This is a genomic window from Nonomuraea sp. NPDC003707 (assembly GCF_053587055.1).
In genome coordinates this window covers 316,680-340,592 of record NZ_JBSFNK010000006.1, presented here as the reverse complement: position 1 = coordinate 340,592, position 23,913 = coordinate 316,680, and the positions used below count along the sequence as shown (strand labels likewise).

Here is a 23,913-nt window from a genome sequence, read left to right as displayed (position 1 = left end):
CCAGCGGGCGGCCAGGTGTCGTGGTCGACCCGAACGCCGCGCAGGCTCGCCTCCCACGCGCCCGCGATGTCCGCGAGAAGGTTGGCGCCCATCTTCCAGCCGCCCTCGTCCACGCCGGCCCCACACCGCCGGGCCGCGATGACGAACAGCTCCGCCGCAGGCTTGCGCACTCCTCGGCCCCCGAGATCAACCTTCGACGGCACGAAACCAGTGTTCATCGACCTTCGGTGACAATGATCAGTCTTCAGTGACACAGGACACCAGGGCGGGGTGATTGACGGCGACCTGCGTGTTCTTGCTGTGATCGAACAGCCGTTCGGCTACGATGGATTTCGCCCGAGCCACGTCTTCCCCGGCAGTCGCATGAAAAATGTCGGTGGCAGGCCGTAGCTTTCACTCGACTGATCGGACCACGACCCTCCAGGGGGAGTTCCCATGGCAATCAACGACCGCGAGAAGGCCCTCGAGACCGCGCTCGCTCAGATCGAGCGACAGTTCGGCAAGGGCTCCGTCATGCGCCTGGGCGATGACGCCCGAGCTCCCATCGAGGTGATCCCCACCGGGTCGATCTCCCTTGACGTGGCTCTCGGCATCGGCGGCCTGCCGCGCGGCCGCATCGTCGAGATCTACGGCCCCGAGTCCTCCGGTAAGACCACGATCGCCCTGCACGCGGTGGCCAACGCCCAGCGTGCCGGCGGCATCGCGGCGTTCATCGACGCCGAGCACGCCCTCGACCCCGAATACGCCAAGAAGCTGGGGGTCGACACCGACGCCCTGCTGGTCTCCCAGCCCGACACCGGTGAGCAGGCGCTGGAGATCGCCGACATGCTGATCAGGTCCGGCGCCGTCGACATCATCGTCATCGACTCGGTGGCCGCGCTGGTGCCCAAGGCCGAGATCGAGGGCGAGATGGGCGACAGCCACGTCGGCCTCCAGGCCCGCCTCATGTCCCAGGCCCTGCGCAAGGTGGCCGGCGCGCTCAACAGCACGGGCACCACCGCCATCTTCATCAACCAGCTCCGCGAGAAGATCGGCGTCATGTTCGGCAGCCCCGAGACCACGACCGGTGGTAAGGCGCTCAAGTTCTACGCCTCGGTCCGGATGGACATCCGCCGCATCGAGACCCTCAAGGACGGCACGGAGGCGGTCGGCAACCGCACCAGGATCAAGGTCGTGAAGAACAAGATGGCCCCGCCCTTCCGCGTGGCCGACTTCGACATCCTCTACGGCGTGGGCATCTCCCGCGAGGGCGGCCTCATCGACATGGGTGTGGAGCACGGCTTCGTCCGCAAGTCCGGCGCCTGGTACACGTACGAGGGCGACCAGCTCGGCCAGGGCAAGGAGAACGCCCGCAACTTCCTGAAGAACCACCCCGACATGGCCAACGAGATCGAGAAGAAGATCAAGGACAAGCTGGGCGTGGGCCCTCGCCTCGACGCCCCGGCCGAAGCCGCCGCGGCTCCTGCCCCTGCCCCGGCCGCCGCTCCTTCCGGCCGTGGCTCGAAGTCCACCCCGAAGCCGGGTGACGTCTGATCGTCCACCCCATGAGCGATCGTGCCCCCTCCCATGAGTAACCCGAACCGGCCACCGGCGCCCCAATCCGGGGGCGCCCGGCCCGTCCCTTCCCCCTCCCGGGGCCGCGACCTGGCCCGCTCGGCCGCGGACGGCTGGCCATCGGTCGACGAGTGGCGCGAGCATCGCACCCGCCAACGCGTCTCGGCCGAGAGCGAGGCCGCGGCAGACCAGGAAGGACACCCCAACAACCCCTCCGCCACAGACGAACAGCCCGACGAGCCCACGGTCACAAGCGAACAGCACGACAAGCACACGGCTACTGACGGACAGGGCGTTGTGCATGCCGCCACGGGCGAGCCGGATGATGTCCGTGCCGCCATGGGCGGACAGGACGGCGTCCACACCGACGATCACGTGACCACCGGCATCCGGGAGGCCACAGGCCACCTCTACCGGGAACGCACCGGCAGACACCCCTTCTTCGGGGACGACACCGACGATCAGGACGGACCCCGCTTCATCCCCGGGGCCCAAGCCCGATCAGCCGACCAGTACGAATCTCGTACAACCGCCGACACCCAAGCCGGCGCGGATGATCAGCACGCATCCCGGATCGCTGCCGAGGGCCAGGCCGTCGCAGACGATCAGCACGATATGCGCACCGATACCCAGGCCAGCCCAGACGCTGAGGCTGCCGGACGCCCTGGCGACGGTGGCTCCGCTGACGCTGACCCGAGTCCTGCCGGCGCCGACCGGGGAGACCCGGACGGCGGATGGGCCATCACCAAGGGATGGCGTGCCACCGAGGAGGCCGCGCCTGCCGAGCCTGCCGCGCCTGCCGCGCCTGCCAACCGGGGGGACGGTGGGTGGCACTCCGAGGTGCTCGCGGGGAGCAGCTGGTTCGCGGCCGAACCGTCGGACGACGGCGAGACCGGGAGGAAGCGATCGAGCAGAGGGCGGCGATCCGCCCGCTCCAACGGACGGGCCGGGCGAAATGCCCGAGGGCGCAGCTGGCCATCCGAGGAGCCGGACGCCGAAGGCCCTGCCGAAAGCCGACAAGACAGTGAGCCCTCCACCACCGAAGCTGCGCAGCATGGCCACCACTTCGCCGGAGCGCCAGACGACGGCGGCGGTTTCGCCGGGGCCAGGTGGGATGACGGGAGCCCCGCCGGAGCGGCACGCGATGGCGCTGACGCCGCCGGATTGAGGCGTGACAGCGAGGACCGCGCCGGACAAGACGGCGGCTTCGCTGGAAGCGCGCGAGGCGGTGACGGGTTTGCTGGGGCCTGGCCTGATGACGAGCGTCTTGGCGGAGCTGGGCGCAGTGGCGGGGGCTTTGCCGGGACGGGGCGCGGTGATGGGCGTTCTGGCAGATCCAGGCGGCGTGGCAAGGGCTTCGCTGGGGCCGAGCGTGATGGTGAGGGCGGGCAGGGTGATGGGAGCTCTGCCGGATCCGGGCGGAGAGGTGGAAGGTCTCGCGGGTCTGGGCTGAGTGGTGAGGGCTTCGGCGGGGGCGGACAGGACGCTGATCCGGAGTCGGTGGCGCGGGCTATTTGTCTTCGGTTGCTCACCATGGCGCCCAAGACGCGGGCCCAGCTTGCCGAGGCGCTCCGGAAACGTGACGTGCCCGACGAAGCCGCCGAAGCGGTTCTCAGTCGCTTCTCCGAACTGGGGCTGATCAACGACGAGGCGTTCGCTGCGGCTTGGGTCGACTCGCGGCACCACGGACGAGGGCTGGCCAAGCGTGCCTTGGCCGCTGAGCTACGTCATCGCGGTGTGGACACCGACACGGTCAAGGAGGCAGTCGAGCGGCTGGATCCCGACCAGGAGGCGGAGACGGCGCGGCGGCTGGTGGAGCGCAAGCTCGCGTCCACTCGGTCGCTCGACCCGCAGACCCGCACGCGGCGGCTGGCGGGCATGCTGGCACGCAAGGGGTATGCCTCAGGGCTGGCTTTCCGCGTCATCCGCGAGGCGCTTGAGCAGGAGGGGATCGAGATGGATGAGGACTTCCCGTAACATCTCCTGCTCCACGGCGCGCCGCGGCTCCATGGCTCTCCCCGGGCTTCCGTGGGTCCCGTGTTCTGTGGCTTGTCCTGGTGTGGGGCTTGTCTCGTTCTGGGGCTGGTCCGTCTGGGGATCTTCGGGTGGCGGCTTTTGGTGGATTGCTCGGTCTGCATGTGCTCTTGCATCTGCATCTGCCAGTGCGGCAGTGATTGCGGGTGCATATGCGGGTGCGGGTGCTCTTGCACTCGCACATGCTTCCTTGCCCATGGGCGTCCCCTGTCTTGCCTGTAGGTGTCGGTAGAGATGCAGGCCCGTAAGACACGCTTGATGACGCGTTTGCTTGCTCGTGACCTGTTCGACGCATAACCTCGACGGCAGTGAGGAGTTACTCCGCGCAGCGCGGATTGCCATACCGGTGAACGACGGACGAACGAGGCTGGTTGATCTAGGCGGGCGAGGTGTCGGCTTTGCGAGTCGACGCCCGGTCAGCCTTGGCTGTATATCGATCCAGACGCCGACCGGGCTATTCGTGGCGCGCTTGTGACCCCTCCCGTTTGTGGCCGCGTTATGAGGTGTTGACGACGCGAGGAGGGCGGGGCGCACATGGGGCCGCTTGTCGTAGTGCTGATGGTGGCGGTGCTCGTGCTCGCGTTCGGGATGATCGTCGCGCTTCTCGTCGTCATAAGGCGCACCTCGAGCAGTCTGCCACGCGCTTCCAAAACCAGTCCCGAGCAGCAGCAAGTCGTACACGAGGAGCTTGAGCAGGCGCGCGAGGAGGCGCAGGAGATCCGGCACAAGGCCGAGACCGACGCCCAGGAGATTCTGCGCAGGTCGGAGGCCGCGGCCGAGAGCGCCGCGCAGATGCGGCGGGAGGTCGAGGAGGAGAGCCGGATACTCAAGTCCGAGCTCAAGGAGCTGCGCGCCGACCTGGAGCGCCGGGAGTCCAGGCTGGCCGAGCGGGAGCAGCGGCTGGACGAGGAGGCCAGGCGGCAGTCCGAGCGCGACAGGAAGCTGGGCGAGACCGAGGTCGAGCTGGCCGACCGGCGCGAGGAACTGCTCCAGGTCGAGGGGGAACGGCGGGCCATCCTCGAACGGGTCTCCGGGCTGACCGGCGACCAGGCCAAGGCCGAGCTGGTCAAGGAGATCGAGAACCAGGCCAAGCGCGAGGCCGCGCTGATCGTCCGGGAGATCGAGGGCGATGCCCGCAAGGAGGGCGAGAAGCGGGCCACCAAGATCGTGACGCTGGCCGTGCAGCGGGTGGCGGCGGAGCAGACGGCGGAGTCGGTCGTCAGCGTGCTGCATCTGCCCGGAGACGAGATGAAGGGCCGGATCATCGGGCGCGAAGGGCGGAACATCCGGGCCTTCGAGTCCACGACCGGCGTGAATCTCATCATCGACGACACCCCTGAGGCCGTGCTGCTGTCGTGTTTCGATCCCGTACGCCGGGAGACGGCCCGGCTGACGCTGGAGAAGCTCGTGCTGGACGGGCGCATCCACCCCCAGCGCATCGAGGAGGCGCACGATCGCAGCCGCCAGGAGGTGCAGGACCTGTGCGCGCGGGCCGGCGAGGACGCCCTGGTCGAGCTGGGGATCACCGACATGCATCCCGAGCTGACGCTGCTGCTCGGGCAGCTCAGGTATCGGACGTCGTACGGGCAGAACGTGCTCAAGCACCTGATCGAGTCCGCGCACATCGCTGGGATCATGGCCGCCGAGCTGAGGATGAACCAGGCGCTGATGAAGCGCTGCGCGCTCCTCCACGACATCGGCAAGGCGCTCACGCACGAGGTCGAGGGCAGCCACGCGCTGATCGGGGCGGAGATCGCCCGCAGGTACGGCGAGGAGGAGGACGTGGTGCACGCCATCGAGGCGCACCACAACGAGGTCGAGGTGCGCACCGTCGAAGCGGTTCTCACGCAGGCCGCCGACGCGATCAGCGGCAGCCGTCCCGGCGCCCGCCGCGAGTCCCTGGAGGCGTACGTCAAGCGGCTGGAGCGGCTGGAGGAGATCGCGCAGTCGTACGAGGGCGTGGAGAAGGTCTTCGCCATGCAGGCCGGGCGGGAGATCCGGGTCATGGTCAAGCCGGATGCGATCGATGACATCCAGGCCCAGGTGATCGCCCGTGATGTGGCCAAGCAGGTGGAGGAGGAGCTGACGTATCCGGGGCAGATCCGCATCACCGTGGTGAGGGAGTCCCGGGCCACCGAGTTCGCGAGGTAGGTCTCGGCGCCGGTCTGGAACACCGCGGTGTGGGGGAACACCGCGATGGGTGTGGTGGTTGGCAGGCGTTTGTGGAGGGCCAGTGGGCGTGGCGGGTCAGTGGGCGTGGAGGGGCGGCGTTCGGGGAGGGCCAGCGGGTGCGGAGGGCCAGCGGGCGCAAAAGGGCCAATGGACGTGGAGGGCCGGCGGGCGTGGCGGTGCCTGAGGGAGGCTGAGGCGCCGGAGCACGCCCGCCGGAGTCCACCCCCGGACGAGCGTCAGGCAAGGCGGATGCGGGGGTCGAGGAGCCCGTACGCCACATCCACCAGCAAGTTCGCCACCACCACCGCGGTCGTCGCCAGCGTGACCACGCCCATGATCACGGGCAGGTCCCCGCTGACGAACGCCTGCACCACCGCCTGCCCCACGCCGCCCAGGCCGAAGACCGACTCCGTCACCACCACCCCGCCGATCAGCGTGCCCACGTCCACCCCGAGCTGCGTCACCACCGGCGTGAGCGCTGCCCGCAGGCCGTGCCGGTAGATCACGCGCCGCTCGGGAACCCCCTTGGCCCGGGCCGTGCGGATGTAGTCCTCGCCGAGCACGTCCAGCATGGAGCCGCGGGTGAGCCGGGCGTAGGACGCCGCCTGGACCGTGGCCAGCGTGATCCACGGCAGGATCAGGTGGCGGGCCCATTCGGCGGGGTTCTGCGAGAACGGCACGTACGAGTCGGGCGGCAGGATGGGCACCCCCGCCATGGTGAGCTGGAAGAACAGGAAGTACAGCAGCAGCAGGCCCACCACGAAGGTCGGCATGGAGACCCCGGCCAGCGCCAGCAGCGTCAGGCCGCGATCCACCAGCGACCGGGCCCGGGTGGCGCTGAGCACCCCCGCGCCGACGCCGAGCGTGAACCACAGCACCGCGCCCCCCAGCACCAGCGAGAACGTCGGCGGGAAGTCGGCGGCCAGCAGCTTGCCGACCGATTCGCCGGAGAAGTACGACTGGCCGAGGTCGCCGTGGAGCAGCCTGCCCAGGTAGTCCAGGTACTGGACGAGGGTGGGCCGGTCGAGGCCGAGGTTGTGGCGGATCAGCTCCACCTGCTCGGGCGTGGCCTGCCGCCCGGCCAGCGTCCTGGCGGGATCGCTCGGCGCGACGAAGAACAGCAGGAACGTCCCGAGGGTGACCAGCCAGAGCACGAGCAGGCCGAGCAGGGCCCGGCGCAGCAGGAACGCGCGCAGCATCACGCCCCCTTACGAGTACGGCGGCGGCTGAACAGACGCTCCATCCGCGGATCGAGCGCGTCCCTGATCCCGTCGCCCACCAGGTTGAACGCGAGCGTGGTGACCAGCAGCGTGGCGGCCGGGAACCCCAGGTACCAGTACGCCACCCGGTAGAACCCCTGCGCCTCGCTCAGCAGGTTCCCCCACGACGGGGTGGGCGGGACGATCCCCAGCCCCAGGTACGACAGCGTCGACTCGAACACGATGGCCGCCGGCACCAGCAGCGTGGTCAGCACGATGACGGGAGCGAGCAGGTTCGGCAGGATGTCCACGAACATGATCCGGAAGTCGCCCGCCCCCATGGACCGGGCCGCGTCGACGTACTCGCGCTCCTTCACCGACAACGTCTGCCCGCGCACCACGCGGGCGATGGCCGCCCACGAGTAGAAGGCGATCACCCCGATCGTGGCGGACAGCGAGGGCCCGGCGATGGACACCACCGCGATCGCGAAGATCAGGTACGGGAACGACAGCACCACGTCCATGAGCCGCGACAGCACGGTGTCCACGACGCCGCCGTAATATCCGGCCAGCAGCCCGATGACCACCCCGACCAACGCCGCCAGGCCGGTGGCGACCACGCCGACGAGCAGCGAGACCCGGGCCCCGTACAGGACCCTGATGAACAGGTCGCGCCCGAGCCGGTCGGTGCCGAACCAGAACTCCCCGTTCGGCGGCACGGGCAGCCCCTGGGCCGTGATGCCGGTGTCGCGGAACTGGTCGTCGGGGCCGTGGCCGTTCCAGGCGGCGATGAGCGGCGCGGCCAGCGCCAGCGCGCACAGGAGGATGACGACGAGGCCGGACACCATGGCGATCCGGTCGGTCCTGATCCGGCGCCAGGCGAGCTGCCAGGGCCCGCGCCCGGCTATCCCCTGGGAGGTGACGGCGCCGGGTCTGATCTCGGTCAGTGTCATACGACCACCTCAATGGGGAAGTGGCAGGCCGCCGACCCTTCAAGCTGGGGCTCCACGGACGAGCAGACCTCCTGGGCCCGCGGGCAGCGCGGATGGAACCGGCACCCGGACGGCGGATCGATCGGCGAGGGCACGTCCCCGGTCAGCACGATCCGCTGCCGCCGCTCCGCCTCGTCCGGGTCGGCCACCGCCGTGGCCGACAGCAGCGCGTTCGTGTACGGGTGCCGCGGTCGGTCGTACACCGGCTCCGCGTCCCCCACCTCGACCACCTTGCCCAGGTACATGACCGCGATCCGGTCGCTGATGTGCCGCACCACGGACAGGTCGTGGGCGATGAACAGGTATGTCAGCCCGAACTCGGCCTGCAGGTCCTTCAGCAGGTTGAGGATCTGCGCCTGGATGGACACGTCGAGCGCCGACACCGGCTCGTCGCAGATGATCAGCCGGGGCCGCAGCGCGAGCGCCCTGGCCACCCCGATCCGCTGCCGCTGCCCGCCGGAGAACTCCGCCGGGAACCGGTTGTAGTGCTCCGGATTGAGCCCGACGCGCTCCATCAGCTCCTGCACGGTCCGGCGGAGCTGCTCGCCGCTCATGACCCGGTGGATGACGAGCGGGTCGGCGATGATCGATCCGACCCTCCGGCGCGGGTTCAGCGAGCCGTACGGGTCCTGGAAGATGACCTGGATGTCGCGGCGGTAGGGCCGCATGCGCTTCCTGGGCAGGTTCGTGATGTCCGCGCCGTCGAACCGCACGCTGCCGGAGGTGACCGGATGCAGCCCCGCGATGCACCGCGCGAGCGTGGACTTGCCGCAGCCGGTCTCGCCGACCAGGCCCAGCGTCTCGCCGGGGGCGAGCGCGAAGCTGACCCCGTCGACCGCCTTGACCTGCCCGATCACGTGCTTGACCAGCGCGCCCGTGGTGATGGGGTAGTGCTTGACCAGGTTCGAGACTTCGAGCAGCATCACGACTCCTTCGCCTTGAGCCGCAGCGCGTCCGCCGCCGCGCCCAGCCCGACCGCCTCGTGCGGCAGCCAACAGGCTGAGGCGTGACTGCCCTCACCTGTGACCGTGGCCAGGGGCGGCCGCTCGGCCGAGCAGACCGGCATCGCGTACGGGCAGCGCGGGTGGAACGCGCACCCGGACGGCAGCGCGATCAGGCTCGGCGGCGAGCCGGGGATGGGCCTCAGCCGCCCGCCCCGGTCCCCGCTGCTGCCCGGGATCGACTCCAGCAGGCCCTTGGTGTACGGGTGGTGCGGCCGGTAGTAGAGCGTGCGCCGGTCGGCCCGCTCCACGGCGAGCCCGGCGTACATGACCAGCACCTCGTCGGCCATGCCCGCCACCACGCCGAGGTCGTGCGTGATGAGGATGAGCGCGATCCCGAACTCCGCCTGCACCCGCGTGATGAGCTCCAGGATCTGCGCCTGCACGGTCGCGTCGAGCGCCGTGGTCGGCTCGTCGGCCACGATCAGCTTCGGGTTGAGCGCGAGCGACATCGCGATCATCGCCCGCTGCCGCATGCCGCCGGAGAACTGGTGGGGGTAGTCGTCCACCCGGCGATCCGGCCGGGGGATGCCGACCAGGCCGAGCAGCTCGACCGCCCGCCTCCTGGCCTCGGCGCGCGAGGTGTCCGGCCGGTGCACCCTGATCAGCTCCTCGATCTGCCAGCCGACCTTGTAGAGCGGGTGCAGGCTGGTCAGCGGGTCCTGGAAGATCACGCTGATCTCGGCGCCGCGGATGTGGCGCAGCCGCTCGCCGTCGAGCTCGAGCAGGTCGACGCCGTCGAACACGGCGCTGCCCGAGATGTCGGCCCCGGGGGTGAGCCCCAGGATGGCCTGGGTGCTCACCGTCTTGCCGCTGCCGGACTCGCCGACGATCGCCAGCGTGCGGCCGCGTTCGATGCGGAACGACAGCCCCCGCACGGCCTGCACCACGCCGTCGGACGTGGGGAAGGCCACGCGGAGGTCCGTCACCTCGAGCAGGCTCATCACGGGTTGTTGGGGTCGAGCCAGAGGTTGGTGAAGTCGTAGAGCTGGAACGCCGGCAGGTACAGGGCGTTCTGCACGCGCTTGCTCTTGTAGATCGGCGTGTTCTGGTTGTTGAGCGGCACGATCACCGCGTCGCCCATCACCGTCGTGTCGACCTGGTGCCACAGCGCGGCCGACTTCGTCTGGTCCTGCTCGGCCAGCGCCTGCTTGATCAGCGAGTCCACCTTGGGGTTGCTGTAGCAGCCGTAGTTGCTGGTGCCGGGGTTGCAGTTGGTCTCGAACAGCGGCTGGACGACCGCGCGGCCGTTGTTGCCGTACCAGTCGGGGACCCAGCCGGGCGCCGAGATGTCCCACTTGCTGGCCTTGGCGATGGACGTGTTCTGCAGGAAGGCGCCGTAGTAGTCGCCCTGCCGGACCGGCAGCCCCTTCACCGTGATCCCGCACTTCTGCAGGTCCGCCGAGTACGACTGGAAGTTGGCCGGGTGGTTGCCCGCGTTGCGGAAGGCGCCGATGAGGGTCAGCCCGTTCGGGTAGCCGGCCTCGGTGAGCAGTTGCTTGCACTTGGCCGGGTCGCCCGCGTCACCCGGGCTCGGGTACGGGTTGTACTCCTGGTATCCGATGTTGCCCGGCGGGATCGCGGTGTGCAGCGGCGTGGCCACGTCCGCGCCGCCGTAGACCTTGGCGATGGCGACCTTGCTGACCGCGTACTCGATGGCCTGGCGGACCTTGAGCTTGCCCATGGCGCCGCCGGCGTTCTTGCTCTGCAGGTTGAAGACGATGTACGGGTTGCTCACCGCGCCCGGGAAGATCGTGAAGTTGGGGTCGCCGGAGCTCTTGAGCCGCGGGATCTGCGCAGTCGGCACCGGCAGGTCCCATGACAGGTCGGCGCTGCCGGCCTCGAGCTGCTGCTGCACGGCGTCCGGCTCGTTGACGCCCATCTTGACCTCGATGGCGTTCACGTACTGGTGCCTGATCGGGTCCGAATCCTGCTTCCAGGCCGGGTTCCGCTCCAGCCTGATCGACTTGGTGGCCACGTACTGGGTGATCCGGTACGGGCCGTCAGAGATCGTGTGCTGGCGGAACGTGGCGTCGTCCGGCACGTACTGGTCGTACTCCTTGGGCGCGGCCACGGAGAAGTTCAGCGACAGGATGTTGAGGAAGTCGCTGGCGGGCTGGGTCAGCGTGAACACCAGCGTCTTGTCGTCCTTGGCCTGGACACCCGCGATCTCGTGGGAGTTCTGGAAGTCGGCCAGCGCCGCGGCGGTGGGCTTGGCCTTGGTGAACGCCTTGGCGTACGCGTCGCAGTACGCCTTCATGCCCTTGATCGTGCTCGTGTAGTAGCCGGGCGCGCCGGAGCCCGCCACCGGGTTGCAGATGCGCTTGAAGCCGCGCACGAAGTCGCCCGCCGTCACGTCGCGCGGCGGCTGCGTGTCCCACTGCACGCCGTCACGGAGCTTGATCGTGTACGTGAGCCCGTCGCCGCTCAGGCCGCCGTTGCCCGTCGTGGGCAGCTCGGAGGCGACGTCGGGAACGAGCGCGAAGCCCTTGGTGGTGTCGGACCCCTTCGCCACCCCGTTGAGCGCGAAGAGCCCGCGGGTGTACGTGCGCAGGATCCCGTTGGTGACCGTGTAGTACGAGCTGGTGGGGTCGAGGTGATCGACGTCCCCGCCGCCCACGAGCCTGAGCGTGCCCCCGGAAACCGGCTGGCCGGGGGCGGAGGAGGTGGGCGGGGCGGAATTCCTGGCTCCGGTGTCTGTCTGGCAGGCGGTGGCGAACAAAGTTGCGAAGACCGCCACGGCAATGCTGAAATGGCGCATGCTGGCCATCTGGCCTCCCTCGTGCCGAGATGCGGGGCGTGCATGGCTGGCCGTGTGGGGCGTGCGCCGTGGCCGCGGAGCACGTCCCACTTTGCATGGTCACGCCGGAGGAAGCGCAGGAGAAAAGTCGGTTATACAACCGATGATGATTAGCGACTGGTAAGTAATACTGATTTGGTGCGAATTCTGTTAAAGAATTACGACATTAGCTAAAAAGCTGCTGGTAGAAGGCCAACTCGGCGGCCAGCGCGGTCACCCGCGTCTCCGTGCGGCGGAAGCCGTGCGACTCGCCCTCGAACGCCAGATACGTGCACGGCACGCCCCGCTCCGACAGCGCGTCGACGAACGCCGTCGACTGCTCGGGCGGCACCACGGGATCGTCGAGCCCCTGCAGGAGCAGCATGGGGCAGCTCACGCCGTTCACGAGGGCGAGCGGCTCCCTGGAGGCGTACACCTGCGGGTCCTCCGGCCCCACCAGCCACTCCACGTATCGGGACTCGAAGTCGTGGGTGTGCGCCGCGAGGGGCGCGAGCGCGCTGACGCCGAAGTACGACACCCCGCCGGCGAACACGTCGGACCGGCAGCAGGCCGCCATCACGGTCCACCCGCCCGCGCTGCCGCCACGCACCGCGATCCTGCGGGGGTCGGCGAGCCCTTCCGCGGCCAGCCACCGGGCGGCGGCGATCGTGTCGGCCACGTCCACCAGCCCCCACTGCCCCTTCAGCCGCTCGCGGTAGGCCCTGCCGTAGCCGGTCGAGCCGCCGTAGTTGACGTCGAGCACGCCGATGCCGCGCGAGGTCAGGAACGCCTTCTCCAGATCGAGCGCGGTGTCGGCGTGCGCGGTCGGCCCGCCGTGCACGAAGATCACGTAGGGTGGCGTGCCCTCGGTCGCCGGACCGTACGGCGGGTAGAGGAACGCGGGCGCGGGCGACTCGACCGCGCGGGGAACGGGCAGGAGGGCCCGGTCGGGCAGCCGCGAGAGGTCGCTCTTGAGCGGGCCGGCCGCGCCGGAGGCGACGTCCACGCTGACGACCGACCGGGGGAGCGTGGGGGCGTACCCGATGCCGACCACGGACGTGCCCTCAGCGGCCAGCGCCGCGTCCCACCCGTCGTAGGGCACCTCGAGGTCGGTGAGCGTGCCCGAGCCGGGGTCCAGCAGGCCCAGCCGCAGGTCGCCGCGGCCGTGCAGGACCGCGAGGCGGCCGTCGCCGAGCACGGTGTACGGTTGCCCGCCCAGCCGCCACGGCGGCAGCGTGAACTCCTCCTCGGCGGCGTGGAGCGCTCGGAGCCCGTCGCCGCGCAGGCCGACCTCGTAGAGGTTCCACCAGCCGGAGCAGTCGGAGACCAGGTAGAGGCTGGAGTCGTCCTTCCAGGCCGGGGCCAGCACCGACTCGGCCGGGCCGCCCTTCACCGTCCAGGCGCCGCCGCCCGACAGCCGGGTGACGCGCAGCTCGGTGCCGTCCCAGGGCATGCGCGGGTGGTTCCAGCAGACGTAGGCCAGGTGCCGCCCGTCGGGGGAGAGGGCGGGAGAGGCGTAGAAGTCGCAGCCGGTGGCCCATTCGTGGATCTCGCCGCCGTCCAGCGAGATCGACACGATCGCCCGGGTGACCTTGCCGTCTTCGGTGTGGCGCTCGCGGACGCACCAGACCTGGCCGTCGCGCACCAGCGGGTCCGCGTAGCGGCATCCCTCGTCCGTGATGGGTTTCGGGTCGCCGTAATCGCCCAGAATGTACAGGCGTTGGTCTTTGAGGTTGGCGAAGACCACTTCGCCCCCGGTTGTGATGGCGTACGGTCTGCCGCCGTACTCGTGGACCCTGGTGTGCGCGCTCCACGGTGCCCGCAGCAGGTCACGCTGGGTGCCGTCGGCGTCGCGGCACACGATCGTGGTGCGCCCGCCTTCGTCCGGACGGTCCTCGGTCCACCAGATCCGGCCGTCCTGGGCCGTGGGCCAACCGGGGCGCACGCCGGAGGCGGCCACGTCTCTGGTCGAGATGGGGGAGGGCCAGAAAGGCATACCCGCATCCTGCCGGAAGATCGGCAAGCGCGTGGGGCGGTCCCCACAGTTCAGGGGCACCCCGCGGGCGCCGGGAGGGAGGACGGCAGCTTGAGCCCCGTCTTGCCGAACCACCTGCGCAGCAGCCGCGTGGCCGTGCCGTCGTGCCACATCGCGGCGACCGCCTGGTCGACGGCCTCGCAGGTGGCGGTGTCGCCCTTCTTGATGCCGACTCCCCAGTACTCGTTGCTGACGGGGTCGTTCAGCAGCCGGAAGCGGCCCGGCTCCTGCTCGGCGAACCCCGCCAGGACCAGGTTCTCGGTGCTGATCGCGTCGAGCCGGCCGTCGGCCAGCTTGCGTACGCAGTCGGAGTAGTTGGCCGCGGGCACCAGCTGCATGGGCAGGCTCAGCTTGCCGTTGGGCGGGGGATCGACGATCCGCCGGTACGCGTTCGAGCCCTCCGCCAGGCAGAGCCGCTTGCCCCGCAGGTCGGTCACCTTCTTGATGCTGGTGTCGCTCGCGCGGACCATCGTGTCCTGCGGGGTGACGATGTAGGGCCCGCCGAAGGTCACCTTGGGCCGGCGCGACGGGATGACGCTGTAGGTGGCGACGATGAGGTCCACGCTGCCGTTCTGGAGCAGCACCTCACGGGCGGACGAGGGCGACTCGCGCCAGGTGATCTGCACGTGCCGGCCGCGGGCGAGGTACTTGACGATGTAATTGGCCACGTCAACGTCGAAGCCCTCGGGAGGGCCGTCCCCGGTCTTCAGGCCCAGGCTCGGCTGGTCCCACTTGGTGCCGACGACGACCCTGCCGGCGTTCCTGACCTTGTCCACGACGCTGGCGTAGGAGCCCGCGCCTCCGCACGCGGCGGCCAATGCCACCACAACCGCCCCCGCGAGCGCCACCCCACGCATGGAGACAGTCTGGTGGGTGGGCAAACCGTACGGGCCGGACTTGGGGTGGTTTCAACGGAGAAATGGGATCTTTTTGGAGATTAACGGACGTACGGGCGCCAATACGCCCGTACGTCCGATTACTCCACGGAACGGTCGGGGCCCAGCCCGGCGTCCTCGGTGCCCTCACCCGCGCCCACGCTGACCTCGGCCGAGCCGGGCGCCGCGATCGGGGCGGCGGCCGTCTTACGGCTGCGCCTGCTGCGCCGCTCCAGCCACGTGGCCAGGAAGCTCAGCGCCATGTTGAGCGCCACGTAGATGATCCCGATGACGATCGCCGCCGGGATGAGCGAGCCGAAGAACCGGGCCGGCAGGATCTTGAAGCCGGTGTTGAGCAGGTCGACGTAGGCGATGATGTAGCCGAGCGCGGTGTCCTTCAGCAGCACCACGAGCTGGCTGACGATCGCCGGCATCATCGCCGTGACGGCCTGCGGCAGCAGCACCAGGCGCATGACCTGGTTCTTGCGCATGCCCACCGCGAACGCCGCCTCCGACTGGCCGCGCGGCACCGCGTGCACGCCCGCCCTGACCACCTCGGCCAGCACCGAGCCGTTGTAGAGCATCAGGCCGATCACGACCGCCACGAACGTGTAGTCGCCGCCGCCCACCACCGCCGGTGCGAGGTAGAAGATGAAGAAGATCAGCAGCAGCAGCGGGATGGCCCTGAAGACCTCGACCACCACGCCCGCCGGGACGCGGATCCAGGCGTGGTCGGAGAGCCGGGCCAGGCCGAAGACCGCGCCGAACACCAGCGCGAGCACCGCGGCCACCACGGCGGCCTGCAGCGTCCCGAGCAGGCCGGGGAAGATGAAGACTTCCCACGTCTCCCACTGCAGGAACGGCTGCCAGATCTTGCCTTCCCACTGGCCCTTGGCGTCGAAGCCGCGGTAGACGCCGTACAGGGCGGCGGCCACGGCCACGACGCTGATCGCCGTGAGGAGGCCGTTGCGGACCCGAGCGCGCGGCCCGGGGGCGTCGAACAGGACTGTGGTGCTCATCGCGCCACCGCCAGACGCCTGGCCAGCCGGCCGGTGAAGAAGCCGATGGGCAGCGTCACGGCCATGAAGGCGACCACGATGCCGAGGAAGATCGGGATCGACGCGCCGACCTGGTCGAAGGCTTCCTTCATCTTGCTCGCGGAGTCCATGGCGAACCCGCCGGCGGTCGCCACGGTCGTGTTCTTGACCATGGCGATCATCACGCTGCCGAGCGGGGCGATGACCGCGCGGAACGCCTGCGGGAGGATGATCATCCGCAGCGACTGCAAGAACGTCAGCCCGATCGCCCTGGCCGCCTCGGCCTGCCCGAGCGGCACCGTGTTGATGCCCGAGCGCAGCGCCTCGCAGACGAAGGCCGCGGTGTAGGCCGACAGGCCCATCGCGACGATCCAGAACGAGTTGGTGGTGGGCACGTCGGAGAAGACGAGCCCGAGCTGGTCGCTGAGGCCGAGCGCGGAGAAGGCCAGCACCAGCGTGAGGGGGGTGTTGCGCACTATGTTGACGTAGATCGTGCCGGCCGCGCGCAGCACCGGCGTGGGGGAAACTCTCATCGCCACCAGGACGGTGCCGAGAATGAGCGAGGCGATAGCGCCCACGATGGAGAGCTTGATGTTCTCCAGGAACCCCAGTGCGAGGTCGGGCGCATACCTAATCAGATCTTCCATCGTGCTCCACCGCATAGGGGAGCGGCGGCCGGGTCACCGGCCGCCGCCTCTGGCATGATCAGCTGCAACCCTCGGCGGGCGGTGCCGCCTCCGACAACTTCAGGCCCTGAATGCCGCCGAACCACTTCTCCAGCAGCTGCTTCATGGTGCCGTTGTCCCAGAGCGCCTTCACGGCGGTGTTGACGGCCTCACACGTCTTGGTGTCGCCCTTCTTCAGGCCGACGCCGTACTTCTCGTCCGTGAAGCCCTGGCCGAGCACCTTGAAGTTGCCGCCGGCCTGCTTGGCGAAGCCCGCCAGGATCAGGTCGTCGGTGGTGACGGCGTCGAGGTTGCTGCCGGTCAGCTTCTGCACGCACTCGGAGTAGTTGGCCGCGTCGACGGTGGTGGCGTCGATGTCGAGCTTGCCGTCCGGGGGCGGGTCGGTGATCCGCTTGTACGAGTTGGAGCCGGCCGCCTTGCAGATCTTCTTGCCCTTGAGGTCCTGCGGCGCGTTGATCGCGGTGTCGTCCTTGCGGACCATCACGTCCTGGTGGGCGACGACGTAGGGGCCACCGAAGGTGACCTTGCCCTTGCGCTCCTCGGTGATGGAGTACGTGGCGAAGATGATGTCGACCGTGCCGTTCTGGAGGAACGGCTCGCGGTTGGACGAGGCCGACTCCTTCCAGTCGATCTGCGGGTCCTTGCCGCCGTTGATCTGCTTCAGCACGGCCTTGGCCACGTCGACGTCGAAGCCCTCGGGCCCGTTGGCCGCCTTCAGGCCCAGGCTCGGCTGGTCCCACTTGGTGCCGACGACGATCGTGCCGCCGTCCTTGACCTTGTCCACCACGCTGGCGTAAGTCTTGCTCCCGCCGCCGCAAGCGGTCAGACCGGCGGCGAGTGCCGCAATTGAGAGCACTGCTCCCATATGACGCATGTGCATGTATACCTGCCTCAATGATCAGTGCGTGAGGATCTTGGAAAGAAAGTCACGCGCCCGGTCGGTCTGCGCGTTGGTGAAGAACTCGTCGGGGGTGTTCTCCTCCACGATCTGGCCGTCGGCCATGAAAACCACCCTATTGGCGGCCCTCCGGGCGAAGCCCATCTCGTGGGTGACGACCATCATGGTCATCCCGTCGCGAGCCAGCCCGATCATGACATCGAGCACCTCCTGCACCATCTCGGGGTCCAGAGCGGAGGTCGGCTCGTCGAACAGGATCATCTTCGGCTCCATGGCCAGCGCCCTGGCGATGGCGACACGCTGCTGCTGCCCGCCGGAGAGCTGGGCCGGATACTTGTCCGCCTGCGCCGCGATGCCCACGCGCTCGAGCAGCTCCATCGCCCGCTTGTTGGCCGCGTCCTTCGAGACGCCGCGCACCTTGAGGGGGCCGAGCGTGACGTTGTCACGGATGGTCTTGTGAGCGAACAGGTTGAACGACTGGAAGACCATGCCGACTTCGGAACGCAGCTTCGCCAGCCCCTTGCCCTCCTGGGGAAGCACCTGGCCGTCAAAGATGATCTGCCCCTCGCTGATCGTCTCCAGACGGTTGATCGTGCGGCAGAGCGTGGACTTGCCGCCGCCCGAGGGACCGATAACGACCAGCACCTCGCCGCGGGAGACGGTCAGGTTTATGTCCTTCAGGACGTGCAACGCCCCAAAGTGTTTGTTGACGTTCTCCAACCGTACGAGTGGAGCGTCGTTACCGTTCTCCGTCATGGGTCAAACCGTAAGGGTCTCTAGAACGCTGGTCACTAACCAAGCGGTACCGATCCGATCACATCATGCCACCAAGCTGGCCTTTTAGCCCAGCCGGGACTATGTGGAGCCGGACAGCGACTACCCTTGAACGTGCCATGACTGTGACCCAGGAGGGCGCCCGCACGTACGAAGTGCGCACATACGGGTGCCAGATGAACGTCCACGACTCCGAGCGGCTGTCCGGTCTGCTGGAGGACGCCGGCTACGTGCCCGCCACCGAGGGCGAGACCGCCGACGTGGTCGTGTTCAACACGTGCGCCGTGCGGGAGAATGCCGACAACCGTCTCTACGGCAACCTCGGCCATCTCCGGCCCGCCAAGGTGAGCAACCCGCGCATGCAGATCGCGGTGGGCGGCTGCCTGGCGCAGAAGGACCAGGGCGAGATCGTCCGCAAGGCGCCGTGGGTCGACGTGGTCTTCGGCACCCACAACATCGGCTCGCTGCCGGTGCTGCTGGAGCGGGCCCGCATCGAGGGCGAGGCGCAGGTCGAGCTGAAGGAGTCGCTGGAGGTCTTCCCCTCCACGCTGCCCACCAAGCGCGAGTCCGCCTACGCCGCCTGGGTGTCCATCTCGGTCGGCTGCAACAACACGTGCACCTTCTGCATCGTGCCGTCGCTGCGCGGCAAGGAGAAGGACCGCCGCCCCGGCGACATCCTCGCCGAGGTCCAGACGCTGGTCGACCAGGGTGTGCTCGAGGTCACGCTGCTGGGCCAGAACGTCAACACCTACGGCGTCGAGTTCGGCGACCGCCTGGCCTTCGGCAAGCTCCTGCGCTCGTGCGGCACGATCGACGGCCTGGAGCGCGTGCGCTTCACCTCGCCCCACCCGGCGGCCTTCACCGACGACGTCATCGCCGCCATGGCCGAGACGCCCAACGTCATGCACCAGCTCCACATGCCCCTGCAGTCGGGCTCCTCGCGCCTCCTGCGCGCGATGCGCCGCTCCTACCGGGCGGATCGCTACCTCGGCATCATCGAACGGGTGCGCGCGGCCATGCCCGACGCGGCCATCTCGACCGACATCATCGTCGGCTTCCCGGGGGAGACCGAAGAGGACTTCCAGGGCACGCTGGACGTGGTCCGCGAGAGCCGCTTCGCCAACGCCTTCACCTTCCAGTACTCCATCCGCCCCGGCACCCCGGCGGCCACCATGCCCGACCAGGTGCCCAAGGAGGTCGTGCAGGAGCGCTACGAGCGGCTCGTGGCCCTGCAGGAGGAGATCTCCTGGGAGGAGAACAAGAAGCAGGTGGGGCGCACGCTGGAGGTGCTGGTCGCCGAGGGCGAGGGCCGCAAGGACGACGCCACCCGCCGCCTGTCGGGCCGCGCCGCCGACAACCGCCTGGTCCACTTCGCGGTCGGCGCCGAGACGCCGCGGCCCGGTGACATGGTCACGGTCGAGGTCACGTACGCGGCCCCGCACCACCTGGTGGCCGACGGTCCGGCGGCGACGGTCCGGCGCACGAGGGCCGGCGACGCCTGGGAGGCCCGCCAGGGCGGCGCGAAGCCCGCGCCGGGGGTTCTGCTGGGCATGCCCACCATCGGCCGCCCGGCCCCTGCCCCCGCCGCCCCTTCCGGAGCCTGCTCGGCGCACTGAACGCCGCACTGAACGCCGCTCTGGGCCCGGTCAGTGGGCGAGGCGGTTGAGGTAGGCGTAGCAGGGCTCGCGGCGGAAGTCGTGGAACGTGGCGCAGGGATCGGCCCCTCCCGAGATCGCCGGCGGCGGGTCCGCGCGCCGGTCCGGCTCCGGGGCGGAGCGCACCTCGGGTGGTGCCTGGGGCGTGGGTGAGCTCGCCGGTGGCGGCACGGCCGCCTCGTTCCGGGGTGGCGCCGAGCGCTTCGGGGCCGTTCTCGCGGGCGGTGGCGTCGTGGCGACCGAGGCGGGAGGCCGGGTCCTGGGGGCGAGCCGGTCCGGGACTGGCGCCGGAGGGAGCGGCGGGTCGCCGTAGACCGAGGCCGGCGGGCCCGGGTCGAGGGACGGTACGGCGTAGAGCGAGGCCAGGGGGTCCGCCGTGACCGGCGCACCGGGTGAGGGAACGACCTGGACCCATGAGAGCTCCTGGAACGATCCATGCGATTGATCCGGGCTCTCTGTCGTGGAAGGAGAATTCGATCTTGGGGTAAGCGGGCTTTTCTGATCGAATTCGGGTGGGCTTTGCGCGGGTGGTTCGGCGGAGTTGGTAAATGCCAGGAATATGCCCGCGATCGCGGTCGCGAGCACCCCGGCGACTCCGGCGACCGGTGCGAGGTGGGCACGGCGACCTGGGTAAACGGATCCACGGGGGGACATGTCGTGATTCCTTTGTGATTGGTGTGCGAGCATTCATCCGTTGCGGCTAGTGTGGTCCATCACCCGCGGAAGCCGGTTAGCTTTCGCCGATACGACCGCAGGGAGCTGTACCACCATGCGAGATCCGATCGAGCCGGATCGTCACGAGATCCTGTCCGGGCCCGGGGACACCCGCTCGGCGGACAAACCCCCGAAGAGCACGAAGAAGACCATCGCCATCGCCGCTTCGGCGCTCGTCGCCGTGCTCGCGGCGGGCGGCGTCGGCTACATGCTGGCCGCGAACCCCGCCGGCACCGTCCAGCCGGGCGGCGCCCGTCCCGCGCCCGCCCAGAGCACCGCGGGGAACGACGACCTCGGTGGCGACGACGACGCCACCATGGGCGACGTCACCACCGACGCCCCCGAGGGCGACACCGCGGCCGACGCCCCCGACGATGGCAGCGTGGGCGACGCCGCCCCCGACCTGGGCACGGGCGACGAGCCCACGAGCAGCGACCGCGGCACGGACTCCGCCACGGGCGGCAAGCGGCCCGCCACGACGTCCCCCGCCAAGCCGGGCCCCACCAAGTCGGCCCCCACCAAGTCGGCGCAGCCGTCCGACGGCGACAATCCCGCCGACGGTCCGGCGGGCGAGCTCAGCGGCCAGTGCTCCAAGAGCGGGTGCTGATCCGGCCTGGTCAAGTGGCTCGGCGTTTATCGGTGGCATTGGACCTACGGCGGGAGCCGCCCCGGTCCGTAGAGTCGCACCATGACGACTGACAGAGCCTCCGTCCTGCGCGCGCTGCACGTGCCGGGAGACCCCGTGATCCTGCCGAACGTCTGGGACGCCGCCTCCGCCCTGGCCGTGCGGGAGGCCGGGTTCCCCGCCGTGGCCACCAGCAGCGCCGCCGTCGCCCGGGTCCTGGGGTACGAGGACGGCGAGCGGACGCCGGTCGGCGAGATGATGGCGGCCGTCGCCCGCATCGCCAGGGTCGTGGACGCGCCCGTCACCGCCGACATCGAGCGCGGCTACGGGCTCAAGCCCGCCGAGCTGGTCGAACGCCTGCTCGCCACCGGAGCCGTGGGCTGCAACCTGGAGGACTCCGGCGCCGGCGGGCTGATCGATCCCGGCGAGCAGGCCGACTTCCTGGCCGAGGTCCGGGCCGCGGCGGGTCAGGCGCTGGTGATCAACGCGAGGGTCGACACCTACCTGCTCGGCCCGAAGACGCGCGAGGCGGCGCTGGAGCGCGGGCGGCGGTATCTGGCGGCGGGGGCCGACTGCGTCTACCCGATCGGGCTGGCCGACGAGGACGAGATCCGGGCACTGGTGAGCGAGCTGGGCGGGCCGGTGAACGTCTACGTCCGGCCCGGCGCCGCGGACCCGGCCCGGCTGGCCGAGCTCGGCGTGGCCCGGATCAGCTTCGGCAGCGGGCTGCACCAGGCCGTCCACGTCTACGCCCAGGGTCTGTTCGCGAAGGTCAGGGCAGGTCGCAGTCCGTACTGAGCGGGCCGCCGCGTACGCTTGCCCCGTGCTTGTCGCCGCGGCCGTCTGCCCGCCCACCCCGCTGATCACGCTCCAGCTCGACGAGCTCCGCTCGGCCTGTCACACGGCGATCGCCGCGCTCCACGACGCCCGTCCCGACGCGCTGATCGTGGTGGGCGGCGCGGACACCGCGGCCGCGTACGGAGGGCAGGCGGCGGGCACCCTCCGTCCGTGGGGGATCGACGTCACGGCCGGAGGCGCGGACCCCGTGCTCCCGCTGTCCCTGACCGTGGGCCGCTGGCTGCTGGGCGACCGTGCCCCGGACGGCTTCCGGTCTGTCGCGCTCGACGCGCCGAGCTCCGAATGCCTCCTGTTGGGCGAAAAACTAGGAAAAATCGCGGAAAAGGTGGCGTTGCTGGTCATGGCCGACGGCTCCGCCTGCCTCAGCCCGAGGGCTCCCGGCAAGTACGACGAGGCCGCGGGCCCGTACAACCACCTGATCGCGAACGCCGTCGCCCGGGCCGACCCCGGCGCCCTCGCCGCCCTCGACCCCGCGCAGGCGGACCGGCTGTGGGTCGGCGGGCGGGCCGCCCTCCAGGTGCTGGCCGGCGCGGCCGGCACGCAGAGGTACGAGGGCCGCCTGCTCATGGAGACGGCCCCGTACGGCGTGGGCTACGTCGCCGGCCTGTGGACCTGACGCTTCGGCACCGGGATCTTCATCAGGTCGCGGGCGAGCACGACCTCCCCGTCGAAGTGCCGGCGCACTTCCGCCACGAAGGCGGGCTCGTCGGCGAACCCGTAGCGCTCGGAGAAGTGCGTCAGCACCAGCCGCCGCACCCCCGCGTCCGCCGCCACCAGCCCCGCCTCGAACGCCGTCAGATGCCCGTACTCCTTGGCCAGCGCGCTCTCCGACGACAGGAACGTGCACTCGATCACCAGCAGGTCCACGCCCGAGGCCAGCTCGAACACGGTGTCGCAGAGCCGCGTGTCCATGACGAACGCCGCGCTCTGCCCCGGCCTGGGCACGCTGCACTGGTCGAGCGTGACCCCGCGCACGGAGCCGGTGTGCTGGAGCTCGCCGACCTCCGGGCCGCGGATGCCGTGCGCGGCCAGCCGGTCGGGCAGCATCGTGCGGCCGGCGGGCTCCTGGACGCGGTAGCCGTACGACTCGACCGGGTGGGACAGGCGGCGCGCGGTCAGCGCGCCGACGGTGGCCAGGTCGCCGGAGAGCGGGTGCTCGGAGATCACCGAGGTGTCGGCGAAGGCGGCGGCGTGGCGGAGCCTGCGCCAGTATTCGGTGCCGGAGCCGGGGAAGACCGCGCGCACCGGATGCCTGACCCTGTCACGCGCGATGCGCTGCACGACCCCGGGCACGCCCAGGCAGTGGTCGCCGTGGAAGTGCGTGACGCAGATCCAGTGCACGTCGTTCGCGCTCACCCCGGCGTGCAGCATCTGCCGCTGCGTGCCCTCGCCTGGGTCGAAAAGGAAGCCTTGTCCATCCCAGCGCAGAAGGTAACCGTTGTGGTTACGGTGTCGGGTAGGAACCGCGCTGGAAGTGCCCAGCACCACCAACTCACGTGAGGACATGATGACCACAGTCGCGTTCGCCGAAGTGCCGACGCCGGTCGGGCCGTTCGTGCTGGCCGTCACCGAGGTCGGGCTCGTCGCGTCGGGCTGGAGGTCCCGGCCGCGGCTGGACGAGCGGCTCGCCCTGGCTGAAGTCCATGATTCGGATCGTACGGCCTTCGTGGTCTCCGAGCTGAATGCTTATTTCGCCGGTGAGCTGAAGACCTTCGAGACGCCGGTGGACTGGCGGCTGATGTCCGGCTCGCGGCTGCGGGTGCTCCAGACGCTGCACAAGGTCCCGTACGGCACCGCCGTCACGTACGGCGAACTGGCCACGCGCAGCGGCTCCAGCGTGCCCGCCCGCGGCATCGGCTCGATCATGGGCTCCAACCCCATCCCCATCATCGTGCCCTGCCACCGCGTGATCGCGGGCAACGGCCTGGGCGGGTTCAGCGGCGGCGAGGGCGTGGAGACCAAGCGCCGGCTGCTCACCCACGAGGGGTACCTGCAGCCGACACTCCTCGATCTCTAGCAGACTTG

The 23,913-nt window shown here is 69.9% G+C and carries 21 protein-coding genes; 8 read left to right on the top strand and 13 right to left on the bottom strand.

Annotated elements, in window-relative coordinates:
- The first annotated feature begins 435 nt into the window (after nt 1-435).
- From recA to rny, 3 genes are all read left to right on the top strand, one after another.
- Nucleotides 436-1,533, top strand: a complete 1,098-nt coding sequence (gene recA, locus ACWDRB_RS18450) for a recombinase RecA (protein ID WP_185071856.1) — start codon at nt 436-438, stop codon at nt 1,531-1,533.
- A gap of 33 nt (nt 1,534-1,566) precedes the next feature.
- Nucleotides 1,567-3,531 carry a recombination regulator RecX gene (gene recX, locus ACWDRB_RS18445; RefSeq protein WP_449895257.1) on the top strand — a complete coding sequence of 655 codons (1,965 nt, stop codon included), beginning with the start codon at nt 1,567-1,569 and terminating at the stop codon, nt 3,529-3,531.
- A gap of 591 nt (nt 3,532-4,122) precedes the next feature.
- A complete protein-coding gene (gene rny / locus ACWDRB_RS18440; protein ID WP_449895255.1) occupies nt 4,123-5,739 on the top strand; it encodes a ribonuclease Y in 1,617 nt (538 codons plus the stop codon).
- A gap of 257 nt (nt 5,740-5,996) precedes the next feature.
- Here rny and ACWDRB_RS18435 read toward each other — a convergent pair whose 3' ends face one another.
- From ACWDRB_RS18435 to ACWDRB_RS18385, 11 genes are all read right to left on the bottom strand, one after another.
- The gene (locus ACWDRB_RS18435; protein ID WP_192791045.1) at nt 5,997-6,959 is read right to left on the bottom strand and encodes an ABC transporter permease; all 963 of its coding nucleotides are present in this window, start codon (nt 6,957-6,959) and stop codon (nt 5,997-5,999) included.
- On the bottom strand, nt 6,959-7,912 hold the full coding sequence (locus ACWDRB_RS18430; RefSeq protein WP_449895252.1) for an ABC transporter permease: 954 nt from the start codon (nt 7,910-7,912) through the stop codon (nt 6,959-6,961). Before ACWDRB_RS18430 ends, ACWDRB_RS18435 begins: the two co-directional genes overlap by 1 nt.
- A complete protein-coding gene (locus tag ACWDRB_RS18425; protein ID WP_449895250.1) occupies nt 7,909-8,874 on the bottom strand; it encodes an ABC transporter ATP-binding protein in 966 nt (321 codons plus the stop codon). The genes ACWDRB_RS18430 and ACWDRB_RS18425 overlap by 4 nt, the downstream gene beginning before the upstream one ends.
- A complete protein-coding gene (locus tag ACWDRB_RS18420; protein ID WP_449895247.1) occupies nt 8,874-9,896 on the bottom strand; it encodes an ABC transporter ATP-binding protein in 1,023 nt (340 codons plus the stop codon). The genes ACWDRB_RS18425 and ACWDRB_RS18420 overlap by 1 nt, the downstream gene beginning before the upstream one ends.
- Nucleotides 9,896-11,722 (bottom strand): ABC transporter substrate-binding protein, encoded by a 1,827-nt coding sequence (locus tag ACWDRB_RS18415; RefSeq protein WP_449895245.1) that lies wholly within the window; start codon nt 11,720-11,722, stop codon nt 9,896-9,898. The genes ACWDRB_RS18420 and ACWDRB_RS18415 overlap by 1 nt, the downstream gene beginning before the upstream one ends.
- A 196-nt stretch (nt 11,723-11,918) precedes the next feature.
- A complete protein-coding gene (locus tag ACWDRB_RS18410; protein ID WP_449895242.1) occupies nt 11,919-13,727 on the bottom strand; it encodes a S9 family peptidase in 1,809 nt (602 codons plus the stop codon).
- 50 nt (nt 13,728-13,777) lie between these two features.
- Entirely contained in the window at nt 13,778-14,623 is an 846-nt protein-coding gene (locus ACWDRB_RS18405; protein ID WP_449895239.1) for a glutamate ABC transporter substrate-binding protein, read from the bottom strand.
- 119 nt (nt 14,624-14,742) lie between these two features.
- A complete protein-coding gene (locus ACWDRB_RS18400) occupies nt 14,743-15,660 on the bottom strand; it encodes an amino acid ABC transporter permease (protein ID WP_449895236.1) in 918 nt (305 codons plus the stop codon).
- A complete protein-coding gene (locus ACWDRB_RS18395; RefSeq protein WP_449895234.1) occupies nt 15,657-16,325 on the bottom strand; it encodes an amino acid ABC transporter permease in 669 nt (222 codons plus the stop codon). Before ACWDRB_RS18395 ends, ACWDRB_RS18400 begins: the two co-directional genes overlap by 4 nt.
- A gap of 58 nt (nt 16,326-16,383) precedes the next feature.
- Nucleotides 16,384-17,229: a glutamate ABC transporter substrate-binding protein gene (locus ACWDRB_RS18390; protein WP_350724822.1), complete on the bottom strand. Its 846-nt coding sequence runs from the start codon at nt 17,227-17,229 to the stop codon at nt 16,384-16,386.
- A gap of 33 nt (nt 17,230-17,262) precedes the next feature.
- On the bottom strand, nt 17,263-18,018 hold the full coding sequence (locus ACWDRB_RS18385; protein ID WP_192791054.1) for an amino acid ABC transporter ATP-binding protein: 756 nt from the start codon (nt 18,016-18,018) through the stop codon (nt 17,263-17,265).
- A 137-nt stretch (nt 18,019-18,155) separates the two neighbouring features.
- Here ACWDRB_RS18385 and miaB point away from each other — a divergent pair, with 137 nt between their 5' ends.
- The gene (miaB, locus tag ACWDRB_RS18380; RefSeq protein WP_449895231.1) at nt 18,156-19,652 is read left to right on the top strand and encodes a tRNA (N6-isopentenyl adenosine(37)-C2)-methylthiotransferase MiaB; all 1,497 of its coding nucleotides are present in this window, start codon (nt 18,156-18,158) and stop codon (nt 19,650-19,652) included.
- 30 nt (nt 19,653-19,682) lie between these two features.
- Here miaB and ACWDRB_RS18375 read toward each other — a convergent pair whose 3' ends face one another.
- Nucleotides 19,683-19,862 (bottom strand): hypothetical protein, encoded by a 180-nt coding sequence (locus ACWDRB_RS18375; protein ID WP_449895228.1) that lies wholly within the window; start codon nt 19,860-19,862, stop codon nt 19,683-19,685.
- A 598-nt stretch (nt 19,863-20,460) separates the two neighbouring features.
- On the opposite strand from ACWDRB_RS18375, the gene ACWDRB_RS18370 reads away from it, so the two are divergent.
- The 3 genes from ACWDRB_RS18370 (at nt 20,461) to ACWDRB_RS18360 (ending at nt 22,504) form a co-directional block, all read left to right on the top strand.
- Nucleotides 20,461-21,012 (top strand): hypothetical protein, encoded by a 552-nt coding sequence (locus ACWDRB_RS18370; protein WP_449895226.1) that lies wholly within the window; start codon nt 20,461-20,463, stop codon nt 21,010-21,012.
- Between the two features lie 81 nt (nt 21,013-21,093).
- Complete coding sequence (locus tag ACWDRB_RS18365; RefSeq protein WP_449895224.1) at nt 21,094-21,828, top strand: isocitrate lyase/PEP mutase family protein; 735 nt, start codon at nt 21,094-21,096, stop codon at nt 21,826-21,828.
- Nucleotides 21,829-21,853: 25 nt separating this feature from the next.
- The gene (locus tag ACWDRB_RS18360; protein ID WP_449895222.1) at nt 21,854-22,504 is read left to right on the top strand and encodes a hypothetical protein; all 651 of its coding nucleotides are present in this window, start codon (nt 21,854-21,856) and stop codon (nt 22,502-22,504) included.
- Here the strand turns inward: ACWDRB_RS18360 and ACWDRB_RS18355 are convergent.
- Entirely contained in the window at nt 22,480-23,394 is a 915-nt protein-coding gene (locus ACWDRB_RS18355) for a ribonuclease Z (RefSeq protein ID WP_449895219.1), read from the bottom strand. The two genes, ACWDRB_RS18360 and ACWDRB_RS18355, sit on opposite strands and share 25 nt — an antisense overlap.
- Between ACWDRB_RS18355 and ACWDRB_RS18350 the strand changes: the two genes are divergently transcribed.
- Nucleotides 23,393-23,905, top strand: coding sequence for a methylated-DNA--[protein]-cysteine S-methyltransferase (locus ACWDRB_RS18350; RefSeq protein WP_350724836.1), 513 nt, complete (start codon nt 23,393-23,395; stop codon nt 23,903-23,905). The two genes, ACWDRB_RS18355 and ACWDRB_RS18350, sit on opposite strands and share 2 nt — an antisense overlap.
- The last annotated feature ends 8 nt before the right edge of the window (nt 23,906-23,913 follow it).